Genomic DNA, 22,455 nt, shown 5'->3' on the forward strand with positions numbered 1-22,455 from the left:
GGCGATCCTGTCAGTCCCCGGCGTCGCCGAGGCGTACGAGGAGGTCGCCGAGCGCGGCGACGACGCGCTCGGTGCCGCCGCGGCCGGCGTAGGTGTCCCGCCGCAGCTCCACCATGATCGAGGAGACCCGGGGGTCGCGGCGCCAGTGCCGCAGCGGGACGTAGGTGCCGTGGAACGGCTCGTCGCGCACGACGTCGCCGACGGTCGCGAAGGACTCCGTCGCGGCCTCGAGCAGCGCCGCCGGGGTGTGCGCGTCGTCGGTCCCGAGGCAGACGGCCGGACGCCGCTCGTCGGCGTGACGCTCGTACGGCAGGGCCGTCGTCGGGTAGGAGTGCAGGTCGACCACCACGCAGGTCCCGGTCGCCGCGAGCCGGGCGTCGACCAGGTCGGCCAGCGCGTCGGCGTACGGCGTGAACCAGCGGGCCGTCCAGGCCGCGTCGCGCCCGGGGTCGGGCTCGCGCAGCGTCGTCAGGGTGCTCGTCGCGGTGTAGACCGCGCCCATGCCGATCGCGGCCATCTCCTCCATCGCCGGGTCGGGGAACCTCTCGGGGTCGACGACGAGGCGGGACAGACGGTTCACGAAGCGCCAGGGCGTCGGCGAGCCAGCCCGGGCGACGAGGGCGACGGCCTGCTCGGCGAGGGCGTCGGTCGCGGCGTCCGTCATGGCGTCGAGCTCGGCCTCCAGCGCGTCGTCGTCCAGCACGATGCTCGCCCGGGCCTCGGGCGGGACGCGGCGCGACGCGTGCGGGACGTGGACGACGACCGGGCTCGACGGCGATCCCGGGAGGACCTCGACGGGAGGCTCGACCGGGGGTGGGGGCGGTGCCGTCGTGCTCACGGACCGAGCCTGGCAGGGTCGGAGGATGTCGTTGCTGCCCGACGTCGTCGGCGAGACGCCGCTGGTCGTGTTCTGCGGCATGGCCAACCTGTGCTCGCCGGTGCGTCACGACCACCACTACGGCGGGCCCGGCAACGCGTTCTGGAGACTGCTGCACGACTCGGGCCTGACCCCGGACCGGCTGGAGCCCGCGGACGACGTCCGCCTCCCGGCGTACGGGCTCGGCGTGACGGACCTGGTGGTCGAACGCGCCCCGGACGTGCCTCGCCTCACCCACGTCGACGCCCTCGCGGAGAAGGTCGGGCGGTGGTCGCCCGAGTGGCTGGCGATGACGTCCAAGACGGTCGCGGCCGAGCTCGCCCGCAGCCTCGGCCACCGGCCCCCGGGCCTGGGGATCGCCGGCTGGGACCTCGCCGGCGCCCCCGTGTTCGTGCTGCCCGGGCCGAGCGGGGCGAACCAGCGCCGGGAGTACGACGGACGGCCCGACCGCCTGTCCTGGTGGACCGACCTGGCCGCCCTGGTCGGTCGCGGTCCGCGCGCCGCAGGCCTCTGACCTGCGCTTTCCCGGACCCGTCCGGCGTGTCGCCGGGCGACTCGCCGAACCGCTTGCGGGCGTGGTGGCGCGGGGGCTACTGTCACCTACATCTAGTAATCACAAGCGTGTAGTTATCCACATCTAGTCCCCAGGGACGATGGAACACTCCACACGTGTTGCACCAGATGTCCCCAGGTCCATCCACAGGCCGGGGTCCTGACGACGAGAGGAGGAGGCTCGATGCACTGCCCGTTCTGCCGCCACACCGACACCCGTGTGCTCGACAGCCGCGTCACCGACGACGGCTCCTCCATCCGTCGTCGACGCTCCTGCGGCGAGTGCGGGCGCCGCTTCACCACCGCCGAGCAGATGCAGCTGACGATCGCCAAGCGCAACGGCACCGTCGAGCCCTTCGTCCGCGACAAGGCGGTCGCGGGAGTCCGCAAGGCCTGCAAGGGCCGGCCGGTGACCGAGGACCAGCTGGCCCGCCTGGGCCAGGAGGTCGAGGACTCGCTGCGCTGCGCCGGGTGGGCCGAGGTGCCCGCCCACGAGGTCGGCCTGGCCATCCTCACGCCGCTGCGCGAGCTCGACGAGGTCGCGTACCTGCGCTTCGCGAGCGTCTACCGCGCCTTCACGTCGGCCGAGGACTTCGAGGCGGAGATCGTGGCGATGCGCCTCGAGCACGCCGTCCCGGCGGACACCTGACGCGCCCGTCCGGGCGCACCGAGCTGCCCGGCACGTCGTGGGGAAGCGGCGTGCCGGGCGCACCATCCACAGCAGACCCAGCACAGACCGGCACACATCATCAGCAGGGCCGAACGAGGGGACCGACAGCAATGACCGAGACGGCGAACGGCGTGCGCGACGACGCCAAGCAGACCAGCGGGCGGGGAGTGCGCATCCGCCGCGTCTTCAGCACCCCCGGCGTGCACCCCTACGACGAGGTCTCGTGGGAGCGCCGCGACGTCGTCCAGAACAACTGGAAGACCGGCGAGGTCGTCTTCGAGCAGCGCGGCGCCGAGTTCCCCGACTTCTGGAGCGTCAACGCCTCCACGATCGTCACGACGAAGTACTTCCGCGGCGCCGTCGGCACCGACGCCCGCGAGTGGAGCCTGCGCCAGCTCGTCGACCGCGTCGTGAAGACCTACACGAAGGCCGGCGTCGAGCACGGCTACTTCGCGGACGCCGGCGACGCCGAGATCTTCGAGCACGAGCTCACCTGGCTGCTGGTCCACCAGTACTTCTCGTTCAACTCCCCGGTCTGGTTCAACGTCGGCACGAAGTCCCCCCAGCAGGTGTCGGCCTGCTTCATCCTCTCGGTCGACGACTCGATGGACTCGATCCTGAACTGGTACAAGGAGGAGGGCTTCATCTTCAAGGGCGGCTCCGGTGCTGGCCTGAACCTCTCCCGCATCCGCTCCTCCAAGGAGCTGCTGTCCTCCGGCGGCACCGCCTCCGGCCCGGTCTCCTTCATGCGCGGCGCCGACGCCTCCGCGGGCACCATCAAGTCCGGTGGCGCCACCCGCCGCGCCGCGAAGATGGTCGTCCTCGACGTCGACCACCCGGACATCGAGGAGTTCGTCGCGACCAAGGCGCGCGAGGAGGACAAGATCCGCGCCCTGCGCGACGCCGGGTTCGACATGGACCTCGGCGGCAACGACATCACCTCGGTGCAGTACCAGAACGCCAACAACTCGGTCCGGGTCTCCGACGAGTTCATGCGCGCGGTCGAGGAGGGCACGGAGTTCGGCCTGCGCGCCCGTGGCACCGGCGAGGTCATCGAGACCGTCGACGCCCGCGGCCTGTTCCGCAAGATCAGCGAGGCCGCGTGGGCCTGCGCCGACCCGGGCCTGCAGTACGACGACACGATCAACGACTGGCACACGAACCCGGAGACGGGCCGCATCACGGCGTCCAACCCGTGCTCGGAGTACATGTCGCTGGACAACTCCTCGTGCAACCTGGCGTCGCTGAACCTCATGAAGTTCCTGCGCAAGGACGACACCTTCGACGCGCAGTCGTTCGCCAGCGCCGTCGAGCTGATCATCACCGCGATGGACATCTCCATCTGCTTCGCGGACTTCCCGACCGAGCCCATCGGCCGCACCACCCGCGACTACCGCCAGCTCGGCATCGGCTACGCCAACCTCGGCGCGCTGCTCATGGCCATGGGCCTGGGCTACGACTCCGACGGCGGCCGCTCGATGGCCGCGACGATCACGTCGCTGATGACCGGCACGTCGTACGCCCGCTCGGCCGAGATCGCCAAGGTCGTCGGCCCGTACGCCGGCTACCGCCGCAACGCCGACGCCCACCAGCGCGTCATGCGTAAGCACCAGGCCGCGAACGACGAGATCCGCACCCTGCACACCGAGGACCGGGCCGTCCACGAGCTGGCGACCCGCACCTGGGACAAGGTGCTGCGCGACGGCGCCCAGCACGGCTACCGCAACGCCCAGGCCTCGGTGCTCGCGCCCACCGGCACGATCGGCTTCATGATGGACTGCGACACGACCGGCATCGAGCCGGACTTCTCGCTGGTCAAGTTCAAGAAGCTCGTCGGCGGCGGCTCCATGCAGATCGTGAACCAGACGATCCCGCGGGCCCTGAAGAAGCTGGGCTACCAGCCGGAGCAGGTCGAGGCGATCGTCGCGCACATCTCCGAGCACGGCCACGTCATCGACGCACCGGGCCTGCGGACCGAGCACTACGAGATCTTCGACACCGCGATGGGCGCCCGCGCGCTCAAGCCGATGGGGCACGTCCGGATGATGGCGGCGGCGCAGCCGTTCCTGTCCGGCGCGATCTCCAAGACGGTCAACCTGCCCGAGTCCGCCTCCGTCGAGGAGATCGAGGACGTTTACCTGCAGTCGTGGAAGCTGGGGCTGAAGGCCACCGCGATCTACCGCGACAACTGCAAGGTCGGCCAGCCGCTGTCCGACGGCGGCGGCAAGGCGAAGAAGGACAAGAAGGACGCCGAGGACGCGGCCGCCGCGGCCGGCAGCGAGCGCGAGGTCGTCGAGAAGGTCGTCGAGAAGATCGTCTACGCCCCGACCCGCAAGCGGCTGCCGAAGTCGCGCGTCTCGCGGACGACGTCCTTCACGGTCGGTGGCGCCGAGGGGTACATGACCTCCGGCGCGCACGACGACGGCGAGCTCGGCGAGATCTTCCTCAAGCTCGGCAAGCAGGGCTCGACCCTCGCCGGCGTGATGGACGCGTTCTCGATCGCGGTCTCGATCGGCCTGCAGTACGGCGTCCCGCTGGAGACCTACGTCTCGAAGTTCACCAACCTGCGCTTCGAGCCGGCGGGCCTGACCGACGACGCCGACGTGCGGATGAGCCAGTCGATCATGGACTACATCTTCCGTCGCCTGGCGCTGGACTACCTGCCCTTCGAGGACCGCGCCGCGCTCGGCATCTACTCCGCCGAGGAGCGTCAGCGTCACCTCGAGACCGGCTCGTACGAGCCCATCGAGGTCAGCGAGGTCCAGGCCCTGCGGGCCGACCCCGACCAGGTCACCGTCGTCCTGCCCGACCCGGACGCCGAGGCGCCGGAGGACTCCTCCGACGACGCGCCCCAGGGCTCGGCCCAGGTGACCGCCGCCGAGGCCGCCGAGCTGAAGGACGTCGCCGCCACCCCGGCGCCGCGCGAGGCCCACACCTCCGCGGAGCTGCTGGAGAAGGTCACCGGCACCGCCGTCGACTCGCCGCTGTGCTTCACCTGCGGCACGAAGATGCGCCCCGCCGGCTCCTGCCACGTCTGCGAGGGCTGCGGCTCGACCAGCGGCTGCAGCTGACAGCGTCCACGGGCGCGAGGTAGCAGGCGCCGGACGTCACGACGGAGGGGCGGTCCCGCACGGGGCCGCCCCTCCGTCGTCGGGCCGGGACCGACCGGACCCCCGGGGCCTAGAGCGCTGTGCACCCCGGGTTCTGCGGGCCCCTCCACCGGAACACCAGGTCGGTGGGGCCGGTCGCCCTCGCATCGCGACCCAGGGACGAGAACGTGACGACGGGCCACTCCTCCACGGTGGTCGAGCCCGCCGTGCAGCCGTCCGCCCGGAACTCGAGGACGATCCGGAAGCCGGTGGAGCGCCCCGCGGGGAGCGTCCTGTCGAGCGGCGACGAGGCGTCCCCGTCGTCGCGCCCATCGCTGTCCGGGGGCTGCCCGCCGACCTTCACCCGCGCCTGGAGGACGGCGCCGCCGGCGGGTCCCAGCAGCGGAGCCACGGCGCGGTCGAGGTGGACGGGGAACGTCCCGTCGTTCCTGACCCGGACGTCGACGCCGCACCGTGTCCGCGGCGTCACCACGAGCACCTCGACCGGTGCGCCCGGCCGGTCGTCGTCGAGGCCGCGCCGCCTCTCCAGCGGCGTGTCACGACACCAGGCCAGTCGGGTCTCGACCGCGACGTCCGCGGCAGTCGCCGCGGACGCGACGTACCACCCGCCGGCCGGGACGGCCACCAGGGCCGCCGCCGCGGCGGCGAGCGCGGTGCGACGCGTCAGGGTGCCGGGCATGCGTCATCATCCGCCAGGCCCGGCAGTGCGCGCCAGGCGGCGCGTCGCGTCAGGCGGGTCCGACCTCGAGCGGACGCCGTCTCGCGACCGCGCCCCACGTCCCGACGACGGCCGCCAGCAGGCTGAGGACGCCGAGCGCGACGAGCGGCGCCAGGAGAGCCAGGGTCAGGTCCCCGCCCGCGCCCGGCACGAGCAGACGGACCGCGACGACCACACCGACGGTGGCGCCGACGATGCCGAGCGCGATGCCCGCCTGGGTGAGGGCGAGTCGCCACCGCTCGGCGCTGTGGTCGCCGCGGAGCGTGCGGACCAGCTCGATCACGGGCATGGCGAGCGCCAGCAGCAGGTAGAACAGCCCGCCGAGGCCGGTCCCGGGGAGTCCGGCGGTCATCAGTGTCCCTTCTCGTAGACCTCGAGGGGCCGTCGCAGGACCACCTCGGTGACCAGCGCCTCGAGCATGTACAGCCCGTTGACGAGCCGGAGCACGAGGAAGCTGGGCAACGAGGCCAGCGCGCGACCCACCTCGCCCCGTCGTCGTGCCGCGACCAGGACCGGCACGAGGACGGCGGGCACGTCCACGACGTACGCGAGGAGCACCCAGGGGCTGAGGAGGACGGCGAGCAGCGGCAGGACGAACAGGTAGACCAGCGAGGCGACGACGGCGTCGAACAGGGCGACGCCCACGACTGTGCCCAGGAACGGCAGACGGACGATGCCCCGCCAGTGCAGCGCCACGTTCTGGACGAAGCCGTGCGACCACCGCCTGAGCTGCTTGCCGAGGAAGTCGAGGTCGTGGGGCTCGATGGGGTAGCAGACGGCCTCCGGCACGAACCGGACGCGGTGCCCCGCCTGGTAGAAGGTCCAGGTCAGGTCCATGTCCTCGGCGCGGGTGCGCTCCGACCAGCCGCCGGCGGCCTTCAGCGCAGCGGTCCGGTACGCCGAGAAGCAGCCGGACGAGATCAGCGGCGTGCCGAAGTGGTCCTGGGTGGGCTTGTAGAAGGTGAAGGACAGCAGGTACTCGGTGTAGCGGCCGCGCTCCCAGACCGTGCTGACGTGCCGGGGGACGACGAAGCCGCAGGCGGCGACGACGGTCTCGTCGGCGGCCAGGGGCTCCATCAGCAGCTCGAGGGCGTCGGGGGCGAGGGTGGTGTCGGCGTCGATCGCCATCGTGTACGTCGTCTCGACCATCGTGAGGGCGACGTTCTGCGCGCCCGCCTTGGAGCCCGTGTTGGCGTCGGGACGCAGCACCTCGGCACCCGCGGCGCGGGCGAGGTCGCCGGTGCCGTCGGTCGAGAAGTCGTCGACGACGACGACCCGCGCCGGGGGAGTGGACTGGCCGAGGATGCTGCGGACCGTGTCGGCGATGGACGCCGCCTCGTTGTAGGCCGGCACGATGACGGTCAGGTCGTCGGCGGGTCGCGCACGGTGGCGCGGCGCGGCGGGCACGACCTGCGGGGGGATCTCCACCGGGGCGGCTCCTCGGGTCGACGGGCGGGCGGCGCGGCCGCGGGGGCGGCCGATCGTGACCTGCCGCGACCGGCCCGTGCCGTTACGTCGTCCGCGCCGCCCCGGGTCAGCCGCCGGCCACGCCCGCCACCGGGGCACGCTCCGGGAGCCAGTGCGACCAGGGCTCCATGTCCTCGGCGAAGGGCGTGCGCCAGGCCAGGGTGCCGAGGAGCGCGACGACGAACTGCGCCTCGTCCATCCCGTAGCAGCGGGCGCGTCGTCGCAGCTCGACGGCGAGGGCGACGGGCATGCCGTCGAGCCAGAAGCCCTCCGTCTCGACCTGGCTGCCGACGGCGACCGCGCGCCAGTGGCCGACGTCCACGCCGCGCTGCAGCGGGTTGTGCAGCAGCTCCTCCAGCGGCGGCAGCGGCTGGTGGAACAGCTCGGGGTCGACCAGCAGCGCGACGCTGACGGCGCGCGCGAGCTGGGCGGGGTCCGCCGCGCCGCAGTACGTCGGGTCCGCGTGCCGCAGGTAGATCTCCGACAGCAGCCCGCGTACCTCCGCCTCCCGTTCGGGTCCGGGCAGCTCGGCCGGGTCGACGGCCTCGGCTCGCAGCGCACCCCCGACGACCCGCAGGCCGACGAGCTCGTGGCGGCCGACGTCGGGCAGCCACCCGGGCGGTCCGACGAGGACGTCGTGCTCCTCCGACCGCGTGACCTCCCCGCTCCCGTCGGCCAGCGGCAGCGGACCGAACGCGGTGAGGCTGAGCAGGGGCTGCAGCCCGCACCCCACCCACAGGTCGGTGCGCCCACCCAGGGGCGTGCGCGCCCGGTGGGTGAGGACGGCCCCCTCGAGCAGGGTCAGCGAGTGACCCACCCGCCCGTCGGGCAGCGGCACGAGGACGGTCGAGACGGCGACCACGTCGCGGACGGCGTCGGCGTCCACCGAGGCGTCACGGAGGTCCCGGCGCAGACGCCGGGCGATCCGGTCGGGGTCGGTCGGCCCCCAGGTGCGGACGAGGTCGAGGACGGCGCCGTGCAGGCGGTGCCGGCCGGCGAGGACGTAGGTGTCGGTCATGGGGACGAGGGTGCGCCGACCGGCGGCCTCCGTGCGGCGCTGTCTCCACAGGCTCGCGTCCTGCCGTGCGCTGTCGGTGGTCGGGTCTAGGTTCGAGCCGTCCGGCGTCCACAGCCGCCGGCGGGAGGGGGACCAGGTGCTCACGACGAGTGCGACGCGCCGAGCGGCGGCGGTGGTGTGCGCCTCGGTGCTCGCCGTGGCGATGGTGCTCGCGCTGTCGGCGTGCGAAGCGGTCCGCGGGTCCGGTGACCGCGCGGGCGACCGGGCGGGTGACCGGGCGGGTGACCGGGCCGGTGACGGGGCGGGTGACCGGACGGGGCGCGGTCGGAGCGGACGTCACGACCAGCCGGACGGCCCGCGCAGGGGAGCCGACGACGGCCGGCGCTCCGCAGCGGCCCCGGCCCCCGGGCGCCGGGTCGACGTGTCCTTCCCCCGCGCGGTCCGCATGCTGCGCCGGGCGCCCGAGCGGGGAGCGGGGTACGACCGCGAGCTGTTCGTGCACTGGACGGACGCCGACGACGACGGCTGCGACACCCGCGACGAGGTCCTCCTGGCGGAGGCCGTGCGCCGTCCCCGGGTCGGCGAGGACTGCACCCTGTCCGGCGGCCGGTGGCGCTCGGTGTACGACGGGGAGACCACCCGCGACCCGTCGTCGTTCGACGTCGACCACGTCGTCCCGCTCGCCGACGCCTGGGCCTCCGGAGCCCGCCGGTGGTCGGACGCGCGACGCGAGGCGTTCGCCAACGACCTGGGTGACGCCCGCAGCCTCGTCGCCGTCACCGCGTCCTCGAACCGGTCGAAGTCGGACCAGGACCCGGCCGAGTGGCTGCCCGACGAGCGGCGCTGCCGCTACGTCCGGGACTGGACGGCGGTCAAGCTGCGCTGGGACCTCGCCGCCGACCGTGCGGAGGCGAGCGGCCTCACCCGTCGCGCTCGGGCGTGCGGCGGCCGGGTCGTCGTGCGGGTCGCCCGCGGCTAGCCCCCGCCGCCGTCGGGCCGGCTGCCACCGGGCTCAGGGGCTCGGGCGAGGTGGTGGCGCCACTGTCGGCGGCCCGTGCTGGAGTAGGGCCGTGGAGACCTCGACGGCGCTGCGGATGGGCGAGCGCCTGCTGGCGGAGCACGGCCTCACGGGGTGGCGCGTGGAGCTCGACCGGGCCAAGCGGCGCGCCGGGCAGTGCCGGTACGCCGACCGCGTCATCTCGATCAGCGGCCCGCTCACGCGTCTGCACGACGAGGCCGAGGTGCGCGAGACCCTGCTCCACGAGGTGGCGCACGCCCTGGCCGGCCCGCGGGCCGGCCACGGGCCCCGCTGGCGCGCCATCGCGACCCGGATCGGGAGCACCGGCGAGCGCTGCCTGTCCGCCCAGGCGCCCCGGGTCGCCGGCGCGTGGGTCGGCACCTGCCCCGCCGGCCACACGACCGAGCGGCACCGCCGTCCGACCCGGGTCGCGACCTGCTCGCGCTGCAGCCGGGTGTTCTCCCTCGACCACGTCCTCACCTGGACGGTCGACGGACGCCCCGCGCCCATGCACCCGTCGTACGACGCGGAGCTGCGCTCCCTGCGCGAGGGGGGGCCGGTGCGACGGGTCGCGGTCGGCACCCGGGTCCGGGTGCTGGCGCCCGGTCGCTGGCACGACGCGAGGGGGCCGGTGGTCAAGGTCGGTCGCACCCGCTACCACGTCGCCGTCAGGCGGGGGGTCGTCCTCGCGGTGCCCATGTCGGCCGTGGCCGTCGAGGGCTGACGACAGCTCCGTCCACAGGCGCGCCGCCCGGACGTCGCACGGCGTCGGCGGGAGGCCCTACGGTCACCCCAGCGGGTGAGGACGAGGGGTGGGACCGTGGCTGGTGGGGCACGACGGGTGGCGCGGGCGCAGGCCGAGGCGCGCCGACGCAGGGAGGCGCAGGAGCGCCGCGACCGGCTCCGCGGCCGGGCAGCGGTCGGGGACGACACCCGCGGGCGCCCGACGGCCGCAGGGACGGCGCGGGGCTGGACGCCGCCGGACGACACCGCGGACCGCCTGGCGGAGGCGGCGCGGCTCCGGGGCCTGGTCGACGGCATGGTCAGGCTGACCGACGGCACCCGTCGCGACGACGCCCGGCTGGAGACCCACGCCGACATGCTGGTCGCCCGGGCCGCGCCCAGCGACCCGGACGCCCTGCTGGACGTCGCCACCGAGGCGCTGCGCGACGCCCTGGTCCGGGTCCGTGCCGGTGGGTGGCCGGAGCCGGACGTCCGCAGGCTGGTCGAGCGGACGCTGGGTCCGCCCCACCTCCGCAGCCTGGACGCCCTGGCGACGGGCCGAGGGGTGCGACTCGCGTCGGTGCTGGGCCTGGCGGCCCTGCTGGTGCGGGTGCCGCTGCTGGAGGCCACGGCCCTCCTCGACGCGCACGGCGCGGGCGCCACCGGCGGGACGACGGCCCACCCGAAGCTCGCCCGGGTGCGCGCGCTCCTGGCGAAGGCGGAGTCGACGCCGTACCCCGAGGAGGCGGAGCTGCTGTCCGCGAAGGCCCAGGAGCTGGTCGCGAGGTACGCCCTCGACGGGCTGCTGGAGGAGGCCGGACGCCAGGACGGCACGGGCCCACGACCCCAGGTGCGCCGCCTGTGGCTGGACGCGCCCTACGTCGAGGCGAAGGCGGCGCTGGTGTCCGCGGTCGCGTCGGCCAACCGGTGCCGGACGGCGGTCGCCGCGCCGCTCGGGTTCTGCCTCGTCGTCGGCGACGCGCGCGACCTCCTGGCGACGGAGCTGCTCGTGACGTCGCTGCTCGTGCAGGCCGGGGCCGCCATGCTGTCCCACGAGCGGGTGGCGCCGTCGCGCGACGGCCGCACCCGCTCCTTCCGGCGCGCGTTCCTCCTCGCCTACGCCCATCGGGTGGGGGAGCGACTCGCCGAGGCGACCGCGGAGGCCTACCGGGAGGCCGGGGGCGACGCCCTGCCGGTCGTCGCGGCCCAGGAGGAGCGCGTCACGGCGGCCTTCGAGGCCGCGGTGCCCCACACCGTCTCCCGGCGGTCCGTCGTCAGCAACGACGAGGGCTGGCTCGCCGGTCGGGCCGCGGCCGACCGGGCACACCTGGACGTCGCCGGACAGCTGGAGGACTGAGCCCCCGTCGGCGCGGGGCGGTGACCCCCCGGGGGGTCCGCTCGCCCGCCCGCCGTCCGCTGTCGGTGGTCGCCCCTAGCGTGCGGAGCGCAGGTCTCGGAGTGGTCGACGGACGGGGAGCGGGCGCATGGACGAGCAGAGCGAGCAGCGGTGGGACGACGAGGTCGAGGCGGCGTGGACGGCGTTCCGCCGGGGGCTCGGTGACCGTCTGGCGGCCCTGGAGCAGGAGGAGAGTCTCAGCGTCGCCCTCCGCATGGGGGAGGACGACGACGAGCGGGTGGCGCCCCACTGCGAGGTGACGGCCTGGGGAGGTCACGTGCTGACGGTCGAGGTGTCGCCGGACGCGCTGCTCGCCCCCGGTGACCGGATCGGCCCCGAGGGCGAGGCGCGACTGCGGGGGCTGGGCTTCACCGCCGTCGGGCCGGTGGCTCCGGGTCTGCTCCAGCTGACCGTCGACCAGCGTGAGGCCGACCGGGCGGCGTGGGTCGTCACGGCGGTCCTCCGCACGGTCCTCGGCGTGCTCCACCCGGCCCTGCTGCAGGACGACGAGTCGTCGCCCGGCGACGGGCACGAGACGTCGGGGGAGGAGCCGGTGCCCGGCACCGTCGGTGCGCGTGACGAGCACTGGCCGACCGACGACGACGGCCCGTGGTTCCCCGGGGACTCCGAGGACGTCCGCCGGGCGCTGCACCGGGTGGCGCGCGACCTGCTGGGCGACGAGCCGGTGTGGGACGCCGACGACGACCTCGCCATCGCGACCGACCACGCCCAGGTGTGGGTGGTCGTCGCCTCCGGAGCCCCGCGGGTCCTGCTGACCAGCACGCTGCTCACCGAGGTCGTGGACGAGTCGCGGGCGCTCGTCGAGGCCAACCTGCTGAACCGGCGCCACTTCGGTCTGACCTTCCTGCTCGACGACCGTCGCCTCGTCGTGCGGCGCGAGCTCGGGGTCTCGGCGTTCCAGCCGGCCGACGTGCGCGCGGAGCTCGCTCGCCTGGTGGAGCAGGCAGACCGGTGGGTCGTCGAGCTGCGCGAGCGGGTGGGTGGCCGAGGGGTCTGGGACGACGCGGGCTCGGCCCCGCTGGCCATCCGGGGTCCGGGGGACACCGCGGGTCCGGACGACGCCCAGCAGAGCCGGTTCGTCGCCGCCCAGGACGTCGCCCGTGAGCTGGAGCGGGAGCAGCGGGGCTCCGCGGACCCGGCGACCCTGGCGCGTGTCTACCACCACGACCGTGCGCTGGTGATGCTGGCGGTGGCGGCGACCCGGGCGCGGGAGGCCGAGCACCGGCGACGGGCCGAGAAGCACCAGGAGGCCGAGCGGCCGTCCGTCGCCAAGCGGTTCCGGGCGGCGGCGCGCTACGAGCGGGAGCTGCGCTCCCGGCTCCGGCGGGCGCTGCGCATCACCGTGCAGGCCGGTCAGCGGCCCGAGACGAGCGAGCAGCCGGGCCTGTTCGCCGAGGAGGACGTCCGGGGCTGAGGGGCGCCCGGCGGCGCGCGAAGGGCCACGTCATCAGCGCCCAGACGGCACTGATGACGACGATCTCGGCGACGACGTAGGTGGGCCAGGGGCCCAGGAGGTCGAGCACCGAGCCCCCGGCGGGCTTCGCGTTCAGGAACCCGTAGTTGGTGTCGAGCGCCAGGTTGAGGCAGAACACGGCGACGGCCCAGGTGGCCGTGACGGCGACCGCCATCCGGTAGTCGCGCCAGTCCGGGCCGAGCCCGCGGCCGAACGAGAGGTAGACCGCCGCCCAGACGATGCCGATGTGCATGACCCAGAACAGCAGGAAGACGGGGTGCGGGAAGGCGGTGACGAGGTCCGGGGTGAGGATTGCCTGGGTCGTCAGGGGGATGCCCCACAGGTAGGTGAGGGCGACCGCCCAGCGCTGGTGCGACCACAGCGCCCAGACGCTGACGAAGGACGCCAGGTCGCACAGCTGGATCGGCAGCGTCCGGTCGAGCTCGAAGAACGCCGGGGTGAAGTACAGCACCTGCAGGGGCAGGGTGCCCGCGAGCAGCACCACCGCGAGGACCCGCCCGAACCGGTCGTCCGGGTCCGTGCGACGCAGGCGCCGACCCAGCGGGACCAGCACCGCGCAGCCGACGAGGAGGACCGCCAGGGCCGTCAGGTGGGTGACGTCGAAGGCGGAGAACTCGCGGGCGCCGGACACGCCGTCATCATGCCCGTCGGGCCCGGGTGACCGCCTGGGTCGGCGTACTCAGCTCAGGTGTCTCGGCTATCGTCGACGCTTTGGTCGTCGCGGACCGACGAGGCCACCATGGAGACCTGGGGCCCGTCGCACGACGGCCCCTGGGGGGCATTACCGAGCTGCTGGACGAGCCCGAGGAGGGGACGCGGATGCGCGCACGCGCGAGGCGCGCCGTCGTGGTCGCTCTCGCGGCCCTGGTCGGTTTCGGCCTGGTCCAGGCCGCGGCACCGTCGACCAGCCTCAGTGGCTCCTCCACCGACGGCAGGGAGTCGGACGGCCCCGCGCCGGCCACCTACCGGTTCCTGTCGGCCCCGGACTTCATGAACGCCGACGTGGCCGACCTCAGCGGGTCCCCGCGCTGGCGGCCGGGCCTCGAGAACTCGTGGAACGACTCGTGGGCGGTGGCGGTGGACACCGTCATGGACGCCTTCGAGGCCGAGGCGCCGCAGGACGTGCTCGTCGCCGGCGACCTCGTCAACGGCCACTGGGGCGCCCAGCCCAGCGAGGTCTTCGGCCCGGTCGACACCGAGGAGCAACGACGCGACGCCGTCCGTCGCGCCGCGGAGGCCTACTTCCCCGCCTGGCGTCGTCTGTTCGACGAGCGGGGCCTCCCCGTGCACGTCGCGGTCGGCGACCACGAGGTCGGGGACAACGACTGGGCGGGGTCGGCGAAGAACGACTTCAAGCGTCGCAACCTCGGCCTGTTCAAGGAGCAGTTCGCCCAGCACGCCCTGCGCCCGGGCCGCTACGACTCCCGCCCGCCGGGACCCGCCAACAGGACCGCGTACGCCGTCCGCCTGGCGCCCGAGGTGCAGCTGGTCTCCGTGGACGTCTTCGAGCAGACCCCGGACGACGTCGTCCCGCGTCTCGACCCGCAGCAGCTGGCCTGGCTCGACGACGTCCTCGCCGAGGCGCAGGCCGACGGCGTGGACTGGATCATGGTCCAGGGCCACGTGCCGGTCGCGCGACCCGTCCGGCAGACCAGCAGCTCGGGGCTCTACTACGAGGGCGGCGCGTCGTCGCCCTTCTGGCGGACGCTCGCCCGCCACGACGTCGACCTCTACCTCTCCGGCGAGGTGCACGACGTGACCGCCGCCCGTCGCTCGGGCGTGATGCAGATCAGCCACGGCGGGATCTTCGGCCACGGCGGCCACCAGGGGCGAGGCGGCACGAGCTACGTGGTCGGGCAGGTCGAGGGCGACACCCTGGAGCTGGTCGCCAAGCGCTTCAGGGTCAGCGAGACCAGTGGCGAGGAGCGCCTGTGGCAGGCCACCAGCCAGGGTGAGCCGCCGCTGGAGAAGACCTTCGTCCCCACCCCGGAGGTCATCGGGACGATGCGGCTGACCTCGGACGGCGAGGTGCTGTCGCAGGACGGCCAGCTCGGGCCGTACACGCCGAACGACTGAGCACGACCCGGCGCCGAGCCGGTCGGCGCCGAGGTTCCCCGGACGACTTCTGTCGTTCGGCCACGCGAGGGCCCTCGGTTGGGAATAGTGACCCGCGGAGGGAAGTGGGTCATGGTCGACATCCTGGATCGTGCCGCCCCACTGCGCTGGGAGGCGCCGTGGGCGAGGTGGCGCACCCGTCGCGCCGCGGCGGCCGCGAGCGCGGCACCCGCGTCGCGCGCCGTCACGTCGGCGCTCGCCGGGCTGGACGGCAGCCGGTGGCACGTGCTGACCGACGTCGAGCTCCCCGAGCCACCCGACTCCCGTCGTCTGCTCGAGAGCGACCGCACCCGGGTCGAGCACGTCGTGGTCGGGCCTGCGGGGGTGCTCGTGATGGGCTCGCGCAACTGGAACAGCGCGATCCGGACGGCGCAGGGCGTGCTGCGGCAGGACGGCGCCCGCCGCGAACGGGACCTCGCGGAGGCCTCCCGCAGCGCCGCCGTCGTCCGCGACGCCTACGGGATCGACGAGGACGTCCCGGTCATCGGCGTCCTCTGCTTCGTGCCGCCGGCGATGGTCACGGGCTGGATCGGCGAGGTGCTGCTGTGCGCCACCGGTGACGTGGTCGCCGTGCTGGACCGCCTGGCCCGCCGGCTCGACCGGGACGAGGTCGACGCCCTCGCGGCCCGCCTCGGACCCGGCGCCGCCGCGACGACGACCGAGGACGCCGCCGGGGCGGCAGGGACTCGGGCGGCCGCGGTGGGGACCACTCCCGTGCTGCAGGTCGTGGAGGGTCAGGCCGGCGCGTAGACGCGCACCCAGTCGACCTGCGTGGCGCGCCCGCCCTCGAACGAGGGGTCCTCGCCGTTCACCTGCTTCGCAGCGGTCTGCACCGCCAGCCACATCGGGACGTCGGGGATCTGGCCGCGCCGACGGATGGTCTCGACGGCCTCGCCGTCCACGACGACCTGGATCTCGTCGGCGGTCCACCGCAGCGACACGACGTGCCACCGGTCGAAGTCGCCGCGCACCGGGCGACGGGTCGCGGGGTGGTCCCCGTTCGCGTCGAGCTCGCCGTAGTGGTTGGTGACCGTCATCTCCTCGCGGCCCGGGGTGGTCTCGAAGATCTCGTAGAAGTCGATCTCCGGCGGCCACCCGCCGTACGACGGCCACAGCAGGGCCGCCACGGTCACGCCCAGGGCGTCGTCGTCGGTGCGCACCCGCATGTCCCAGCGGCCGTAGAGCTGCTGGGTCGGGCTGTCCCAGCTCCCGACGCCGCCGGAGAGCCAGTCCCCGTCGACCTCGGCGGTGTCGAGGACGAGGGTGGAGTCCTCGATCCGGACCATCGACGGGTCCCACCGCGCGTCGGGGCAGCACCCGGGGACCCCGTCGTAGACGCGCCACACCGTCTCGTCGAGCGTGTCGAAGTCGTCGAAGAAGACCTCGGTCCACTCCCGTTCGGTCGGCTCCGGCCTCTCCGGCGCGGGGATGGGGTCGCGCAGCCGCCCATCGGGGCCGATCTCCGGCAGACCCTGACGCTGCCCGTTGTCGCCGCTCCCGCGCTCCGACGGTCCCGACGGCTCCGACGGCTCCGACGGCCCCGACCCCCCGGACGGCCCTGACGGCCCCGACGGCGCGTCGGGCCCGCCGGCGGCCTCGTCGACCGGGTCGACCCGCCCCTCGCCGTCGACGGCCCCGCAGCCCGCCAGCAACGCCGCCGCGAGGAGCGGCGGGAGCAGACGGACGGCGAGGCGACGCGGCGGGCGGGTCACGGCCGCCTCAGGGGAGCGGGTCGACCTCCGCGTGGTCACCGACGTCGGCGGCCAGGGCGCGGAGGTGCTGGTGCCCGTCGCCGAGCAGGTGGTCGAGGGCGGTGAGGTGGCTGACGTAGTTGCCGACGTGGTACTCGGCCGTCATCGCGATGCCGCCGTGCAGCTGGATGGCCTCCTGGCCGACGTGACGGGCGGCGCGGCTCGTGCCGAGGGCCGCGCGACGAGCGGCGTCGGCGGGCTCGGTGTCGCCGGTGCTGCCGGGCTCGGCCGCCTGGACCATCGACGCCCAGGTGGCCAGGCTGCGGGCCAGCTCGAGCGACACGTACATGTCGGCCGCCCGGAAGGTCAACGCCTGGAAGGTCGCCAGCGGCACCCCGAACTGCTTGCGGCTCTTCAGGTAGTCGGTGGTCGACTCCAGCGCGACGGCCATGGCGCCCAAGGCCTGGTGGCACGCGACCACGCGGGCCTGGTCGACCACCGCGGAGACCGCCTCGGTCGCGTCCCCGCCGTCGCCCAGCAGGGTCGCGGCGGCGCCGTCGAGGCGGACCTGCGCGGCGCGGCCGCCGTCGTGGGTCGAGTAGCCCGTCCGGGTCACGCCGTCGGCGTCGCCGTCGACGAGGAACACCCCGGTGCCGCCGTCGGGCAGCGCCGCGGTGACCACGAGGCGACCGGCGGTCGCGCCGTGCGGGACCGGCTCCTTGACCCCCTCGAGCGTCCAGCCCTCCCCGGCGGCCGTGGCACGGACGGCGCTCGCGGCCGCGGTCATCGGCCGGCCGGGCTCGGCCACGGCCGGGGCGAGCACGAGCTCGCCCGCGGAGACCGCGCCGAGGACCTCGGCGCGCTGGGAGTCGGTGCCGGTCGCGGCGACCAGGCCGCCGGCCAGCACCACGGAGGTGAGGAACGGCTCGGGGGCGATGACGCGGCCGAGCTCCTCGGCCACCAGCGCGCTCTCGATCGGCCCGGCGCCCATGCCGCCGTCCTCCTCGGCGAACGGCAGGCCCAGCACGCCCATCTCGGCGAGGCCGGTCCACAGCTTCTCGTCGTACCCGGGCTCGTCCCTGACGGTGCGGCGCCGGTCCTCGTAGCTGCCGTAGGTGCGGGTCACCAGACCCCGGACCGCCTCGGCCAGCGCCTTCTGCTCGTCGTCGTGCGTGAAGTCCATCGGTGTCCTCCTACAGGCCCAGGATCGTGCGCGCGATGATCTGGCGCTGGATCTCGTTCGAACCCCCGTAGATGGAGGCCTTCCTCAGGTTCAGGTACGCCGGGGTGGCGCGGCGGGCCCACTGCGGCACCGTCGAGTCGTCCCCGGCCCCGGAGGCCAGCGACGCGGGGCCGGCGAGGTCGACGACGAGCTCCGAGACGGCCTGCTGCAGCTCGGTGCCCTTCAGCTTCAGCACCGACGACGCCGGGTGGGGCTTGCCGTCGGTGGAGTGCGCGACGACGCGCAGCGCCGTGAGCTCGAGGGCGAGCAGCTCGTTCTCCAGCTCGGCGACGCGCGCGGCCAGCAGCGGGTCGTCGGCGAGCGCGTCGCCCGCCCACTCCTTCGCCTGCGCGAGGACCCGCTTGGTGGCGCCGACCGGCGCCACGCCCACGCGCTCGTTGCCGAGCAGGAACTTGGCGTAGTCCCAGCCGTGGTTCTCCTCGCCGACCAGGTTCTCGGCGGGCACGCGCACGTCGGAGAACCAGACCTCGTTGACCTCGTGGCCCCCGTCGATCAGCTCGATCGGGCGGACCTCCACGCCCGGGGAGGTCATGTCGATGAGGAGGAAGGAGATGCCGCGCTGCTTCTTCGCCTCGGGGTCGGTGCGGACCAGCGTGAAGATCCAGTCGCCGTGCTGACCCAGCGTGGTCCAGGTCTTCTGGCCGTTGACGATCCAGTCGTCGCCGTCACGGACGGCGGTGGTGCGCAGCGAGGCGAGGTCGGAGCCGGCGTCCGGCTCGGAGAAGCCCTGCGACCACCAGATGTCGAGGTTCGCGGTGGCGGGCAGGAAGCGCTCCTTCTGCTCCTGCGTGCCGAAGGCGGCGATCACGGGCCCGACCATCGAGGCGTTGAACGCCAGCGGGAGCGGCACGCAGGCGCGCTGCATCTCCTCGTGCCAGATGTGGCGGCGCAGCGGCGTCCAGTCCCGGCCACCCCACTCGGCGGGCCAGTGCGGGACGGCGAGGCCCTCCGCGTTGAGGATCCGCTGGCTCGTGACGATGTCGTCCTTGCTCAGCTCGCCGCGGGACGCGACGACGTCGCGGATCTCCTGGGGCACCTTGGTGGTGAAGAAATCGCGCATCTCGGCGCGGAACGCGGCGTCCTGCTCGGACAGCTCCAGCTGCATGGCTCCTCGTCTCCTTCTCGGCGACGTGCTCGACGACGTCCGGGTGAACGGACGTCCTCCATCATGACGGGCGTCACCGAGCGGGACGAGGCTGCATCCCCAGGCCGGGGCGGGAGTGGCGCGTGGTGCGGTCAGCGATGACCGTTGCGCCGGGCCGGGCGGTGGCCGCGCTCCGGCTCGAGGTCCTCCGGAAGGGTCGGGGTCACCACGCACCCCGTCGCCGGGTCGCCGTACGTCGTGAGCGTGTGCGGCGCGCGGACGACGAGCAGGGCGACGTAGGCGCAGAGCACGGCGTCGACCTGGTCCTCGGCGAGCCGCAGGTGGCTCTTGCGGGAGGCGGACGTGACCGCGCCGACGAGGCCCTCCCAGCAGTCCCGTCCGCGCAGCCGCAGCGGGACGGCCGCGTCCTCGAGACCCTCCAGCAGGGTGGTGAGGCGCAGCAGCTCGGAGCGCAGCAGGTCGAGGTCCCGCCCCTGCTTCTGCTTGTACTTCAACGTGCGCGGCAGCCGGAACAGCGCGACGCTCGCCGCGTGCGGGTAGACCTCCACCGCCCGTCGCCGCGGCGTCGCGCCGTCCCCCGTCGGCCACGGCACCAGCCCGAGCGCGTGGGCGAGCCGGCCCCCGCGCGGCCCGGCGGCGAAGACGGCCAGGCCCGTGTTCGACGGGTGGGCGCCGGCCTGGAAGGCGCGGAAGTCGCGGTTCAGGGCGGTCTCGGCCGGTCGGTTGCCGGTCGGGTTGGTGACTAGCAGGGGGGCGTCGATCCCGACGACGCACTCCTCGTCGGCGGCGATCGCGGCCGCCGAGGCGACCTCGGCGTCCGTGCGGACCGAGGCGACGTCGAGCAGACCGCCCTCGTCGTCCAGGCGGGCCACCCCGGTGGGGTTGCGCTCGCCCCAGGCGAGGTCGACGCCCACGACGCGCATGGGGGCAGCCTCCCAGAGGGGGCGTTGGCCGGTTCGGGGAACCTGGGGGCGTGGACCCGCGACGCGCACGGCTGGTGGAGGTCGCCTCACCGGCCCGTCCCGAGGGGCAGGTGCTGGTGCTGCACGGCGGCGCGGACCGCCCCGGACGCCCGCCGACCAGCCCCACCCAGCTCTCCGTGCTGCGGATGGTGCCGGTCGCGCGGCGGGTGGCCCGCGCCGGGCGCGGTCGGCTGCGGGTGCACCGCCTGCTCAACTCGAGCCGCGGGTGGGACCCCGACCGCACGCCCGTGGAGGACGTCGAGTGGGCGCTGTGGCGCCTCGCGCAGGACGGCCCGCGGCTGCCCACCTGCCTGGTCGGCCACTCGCTGGGCGGACGGGCGGCCCTGCTGGCGGGCGGCGGCGAGGACGTCGTCTCGGTCGTCGCCCTGAACCCGTGGGTGTACGCCGACGACGCGACCCGCACCGACCTGGCGGGCCGGCGGGTGCTCGTCGTCCACGGCACCGACGACCGGATCGCCGACCCCCGCCGTGCCCGCAGGGTCGTCGACGGGCTGCGGGCCCGGCACACCGACGCGACGTTCGTGGACGTCGAGGGAGGTCGTCACGCGATGCTGCGCCACGGGTCCGTCTTCGAGCGGCACGCCGCCGACTTCGCGGCCAGGACGCTGCTGGGGCGCCCCCGGGGTTGAAGACGTACCGTTACCCGGAGTTCGCCGACCTCTTCCTCAAGATCGGGTGATTCCATGGACGGGACCACCTTTACTCGTGTGGAATGTTTCCCGACGCCCCCGTCGGAGCACGGTCGAAGGGGCGTCATTCACTGAGGAGATCCATGTCGTTGAGCAGCACCGTCCGACGCATGCTGGCCGCGTTCTGCGCGACCGCCGCCGGGGGCGCCGTCCTGCTCGCACCGCAGGCGGCTGTGGCCGCGCCGACCCCGTCGATCGCCGCGCCGACGACGACGTCCGGCTCGGTGGTCAACGGCCTGGCCTTCCCCGGTGACGCCGGCTTCGCCTACGCCGGGTGCTACGGCTGGGACGGTGGCACCGCGCCCTCCGCGGTCGTCCGCGACATCCCCGGCAGCCCGAACGGCAACCGCAGCACCGGCTTCACGACCAGCGCCGGCACCGGTGCAGGCCCCCAGGCCGCCGTGGCGAGCCTGAAGAACCTCGGGGCGATGGACGTCGGGGTCTGGTCCGAGGGCGGGTCGTCCGGCTTCGCGTACGTGTGGCTGTTCCCGGCGAAGGGCCGTGCCTTCCTCGGCACCGCGCCGCTGTCGACCGGCGGCGGCTGGGCCACGAGCGACGCCACGTCCTCCCGCTTCACCTGGACCGAGCGCGACCGCCGCACCTTCGCGCCCGTCCTGGGCTCGCCGGACGGGGCGCAGCTGACGCTCGCGCAGGCGGCCACCCGCTACGGCAACGGTCCGGCCCGCGTCGGCTTCGCCTTCGGGTGCAACGGCGAGGACTTCTCGCTCGACCGCTTCCGGGTCGGCACGAAGTCCTACGACTTCGAGGGCATCTCGGTGCTCACCTCCATGACCGTCGCCGAGCGCACCCGCACCGGCACCACGCTGGTCGGCCGGAGCGCCGGCGCCGGCAAGAACACCGGTGAGCCCCTGGTCCTCCAGGCCGCTCGCCCGGGCAAGGCCTTCCGTGACGTCCCGGGTGCCGACCTCGAGGTCGACGACGCCGGCGTCCACACGGCCGTGGTGAAGCCGACCGTGACGACGCAGTACCGCTGGCGCCGGCTCGAGGTGCCCTACGCCGACGGCGGGACCTCCCGCGCCGTGGCCGTCAGGGGCACGAAGGGCCCGGAGGGGGAGAAGCGGACCGCGGAGCGGCCCGGCGCACGGCCGGGCACCCCGGAGGAGACCCAGCCGCCGGGCGACGAGCCGACGGCGCCGGAGACCGAGGAGCCGACGGAGCCGAGCGTCCCCGACCCGACCGAGCCGCCGACCGAGCAGCCGACCGAGCCGGGCACCGAGGAGCCGACGCAGCCGAGCGTCCCCGACCCGACCGAGCCGCCGAGCGAGGAGCCGACCCCGGAGCCCAGCCCGGAGCCGACCCCGGAGCCGACCCCGGAGCCGACCCCGGAGCCGGTCGCCTGCGAGGGCCTGACGTACGACGACACCGCCGTCTGGCTGCAGGCCCAGGGCCTCGAGGCCGCCGACATCACCTCGCCGCTCGACGAGGACTGCCCGACCGCCGAGGACCTCGACGCGATGGCCACCGAGCTCGGCATCGTCCTCGAGCTCGTCCCCGGCACCACCGGCTGACGAACCTCACACCGCGCCGGTTTGGCACGGGGTGGATCCCGGTCGCCATACTCGGT

21 protein-coding genes are annotated in these 22,455 nt (G+C 74.4%); 11 read left to right on the forward strand and 10 right to left on the reverse strand.

All coding sequences use genetic code 11. The features are described 5' to 3' along the window. Positions 1-10 precede the first annotated feature (10 nt). On the reverse strand, positions 11-838 hold the full coding sequence (locus tag MJ876_RS13775; RefSeq protein WP_240236990.1) for an N-formylglutamate amidohydrolase: 828 nt from the start codon (positions 836-838) through the stop codon (positions 11-13). Positions 839-863: 25 nt separating this feature from the next. Here MJ876_RS13775 and MJ876_RS13780 point away from each other — a divergent pair, with 25 nt between their 5' ends. From MJ876_RS13780 to MJ876_RS13790, 3 genes are all read left to right on the forward strand, one after another. Beyond that, positions 864-1,391 carry a mismatch-specific DNA-glycosylase gene (locus tag MJ876_RS13780; RefSeq protein WP_240236992.1) on the forward strand — a complete coding sequence of 176 codons (528 nt, stop codon included), beginning with the start codon at positions 864-866 and terminating at the stop codon, positions 1,389-1,391. Positions 1,392-1,613: 222 nt separating this feature from the next. Continuing rightward, entirely contained in the window at positions 1,614-2,078 is a 465-nt protein-coding gene (gene nrdR, locus MJ876_RS13785; protein ID WP_240236994.1) for a transcriptional regulator NrdR, read from the forward strand. Positions 2,079-2,209: 131 nt separating this feature from the next. Then, on the forward strand, positions 2,210-5,170 hold the full coding sequence (locus MJ876_RS13790; protein ID WP_240236996.1) for a vitamin B12-dependent ribonucleotide reductase: 2,961 nt from the start codon (positions 2,210-2,212) through the stop codon (positions 5,168-5,170). Between the two features lie 109 nt (positions 5,171-5,279). On the opposite strand, the gene MJ876_RS13795 is transcribed toward MJ876_RS13790, so the two are convergent. The 4 genes from MJ876_RS13795 to MJ876_RS13810 form a co-directional block, all read right to left on the reverse strand. Further along, positions 5,280-5,888: a hypothetical protein gene (locus MJ876_RS13795; RefSeq protein ID WP_240236998.1), complete on the reverse strand. Its 609-nt coding sequence runs from the start codon at positions 5,886-5,888 to the stop codon at positions 5,280-5,282. Between the two features lie 49 nt (positions 5,889-5,937). Then, positions 5,938-6,279, reverse strand: a complete 342-nt coding sequence (locus MJ876_RS13800; RefSeq protein WP_240237000.1) for a hypothetical protein — start codon at positions 6,277-6,279, stop codon at positions 5,938-5,940. Continuing rightward, positions 6,279-7,355 (reverse strand): glycosyltransferase family 2 protein, encoded by a 1,077-nt coding sequence (locus MJ876_RS13805; RefSeq protein WP_240237001.1) that lies wholly within the window; start codon positions 7,353-7,355, stop codon positions 6,279-6,281. The genes MJ876_RS13800 and MJ876_RS13805 overlap by 1 nt, the downstream gene beginning before the upstream one ends. Positions 7,356-7,461: 106 nt before the next feature. Then, the gene (locus tag MJ876_RS13810) at positions 7,462-8,412 is read right to left on the reverse strand and encodes a hypothetical protein (RefSeq protein ID WP_240237003.1); all 951 of its coding nucleotides are present in this window, start codon (positions 8,410-8,412) and stop codon (positions 7,462-7,464) included. Positions 8,413-8,548: 136 nt separating this feature from the next. Between MJ876_RS13810 and MJ876_RS22275 the strand changes: the two genes are divergently transcribed. From MJ876_RS22275 to MJ876_RS13830, 4 genes are all read left to right on the forward strand, one after another. Next, positions 8,549-9,391, forward strand: coding sequence for an HNH endonuclease family protein (locus MJ876_RS22275; protein ID WP_240237005.1), 843 nt, complete (start codon positions 8,549-8,551; stop codon positions 9,389-9,391). 91 nt (positions 9,392-9,482) lie between these two features. Next, entirely contained in the window at positions 9,483-10,154 is a 672-nt protein-coding gene (locus MJ876_RS13820; RefSeq protein ID WP_240237007.1) for a SprT family zinc-dependent metalloprotease, read from the forward strand. Positions 10,155-10,250: 96 nt separating this feature from the next. Then, positions 10,251-11,510, forward strand: coding sequence for a DUF2786 domain-containing protein (locus tag MJ876_RS13825; protein WP_240237010.1), 1,260 nt, complete (start codon positions 10,251-10,253; stop codon positions 11,508-11,510). A 127-nt stretch (positions 11,511-11,637) separates the two neighbouring features. Then, positions 11,638-12,984: a hypothetical protein gene (locus MJ876_RS13830; protein WP_240237012.1), complete on the forward strand. Its 1,347-nt coding sequence runs from the start codon at positions 11,638-11,640 to the stop codon at positions 12,982-12,984. Here the strand turns inward: MJ876_RS13830 and MJ876_RS13835 are convergent. Continuing rightward, a complete protein-coding gene (locus MJ876_RS13835; protein ID WP_240237014.1) occupies positions 12,908-13,675 on the reverse strand; it encodes a TIGR02206 family membrane protein in 768 nt (255 codons plus the stop codon). The two genes, MJ876_RS13830 and MJ876_RS13835, sit on opposite strands and share 77 nt — an antisense overlap. Before the next feature lie 188 nt (positions 13,676-13,863). On the opposite strand from MJ876_RS13835, the gene MJ876_RS13840 reads away from it, so the two are divergent. Together MJ876_RS13840 and MJ876_RS13845 are read left to right on the forward strand one after the other, a co-directional pair. Next, entirely contained in the window at positions 13,864-15,120 is a 1,257-nt protein-coding gene (locus MJ876_RS13840) for a metallophosphoesterase (RefSeq protein WP_240237016.1), read from the forward strand. A 111-nt stretch (positions 15,121-15,231) separates the two neighbouring features. Further along, positions 15,232-15,909, forward strand: coding sequence for a nuclease-related domain-containing protein (locus MJ876_RS13845; RefSeq protein ID WP_240237018.1), 678 nt, complete (start codon positions 15,232-15,234; stop codon positions 15,907-15,909). On the opposite strand, the gene MJ876_RS13850 is transcribed toward MJ876_RS13845, so the two are convergent. The 4 genes from MJ876_RS13850 to MJ876_RS13865 all read right to left on the reverse strand — a co-directional run bounded on the left by MJ876_RS13850 (position 15,894) and on the right by MJ876_RS13865 (position 20,121). After that, on the reverse strand, positions 15,894-16,871 hold the full coding sequence (locus tag MJ876_RS13850; RefSeq protein ID WP_240237020.1) for a glycoside hydrolase family 16 protein: 978 nt from the start codon (positions 16,869-16,871) through the stop codon (positions 15,894-15,896). The genes MJ876_RS13845 and MJ876_RS13850 overlap by 16 nt on opposite strands. A gap of 7 nt (positions 16,872-16,878) precedes the next feature. After that, on the reverse strand, positions 16,879-18,033 hold the full coding sequence (locus MJ876_RS13855) for an acyl-CoA dehydrogenase family protein (RefSeq protein ID WP_240237021.1): 1,155 nt from the start codon (positions 18,031-18,033) through the stop codon (positions 16,879-16,881). A 10-nt stretch (positions 18,034-18,043) separates the two neighbouring features. Continuing rightward, positions 18,044-19,198: an acyl-CoA dehydrogenase family protein gene (locus MJ876_RS13860; RefSeq protein ID WP_240237023.1), complete on the reverse strand. Its 1,155-nt coding sequence runs from the start codon at positions 19,196-19,198 to the stop codon at positions 18,044-18,046. 131 nt (positions 19,199-19,329) lie between these two features. Then, positions 19,330-20,121 (reverse strand): DUF429 domain-containing protein, encoded by a 792-nt coding sequence (locus tag MJ876_RS13865; protein ID WP_275694986.1) that lies wholly within the window; start codon positions 20,119-20,121, stop codon positions 19,330-19,332. Positions 20,122-20,171: 50 nt separating this feature from the next. On the opposite strand from MJ876_RS13865, the gene MJ876_RS13870 reads away from it, so the two are divergent. Next, positions 20,172-20,810 carry an alpha/beta hydrolase gene (locus MJ876_RS13870; protein ID WP_240237025.1) on the forward strand — a complete coding sequence of 213 codons (639 nt, stop codon included), beginning with the start codon at positions 20,172-20,174 and terminating at the stop codon, positions 20,808-20,810. A gap of 143 nt (positions 20,811-20,953) precedes the next feature. Further along, positions 20,954-22,399, forward strand: coding sequence for a hypothetical protein (locus MJ876_RS13875; protein WP_240237027.1), 1,446 nt, complete (start codon positions 20,954-20,956; stop codon positions 22,397-22,399). Positions 22,400-22,455: the final 56 nt, after the last annotated feature.

The sequence above is a fragment of the Nocardioides sp. CFH 31398 genome (assembly GCF_022436705.1).
Taxonomy (GTDB): domain Bacteria; phylum Actinomycetota; class Actinomycetes; order Propionibacteriales; family Nocardioidaceae; genus Nocardioides.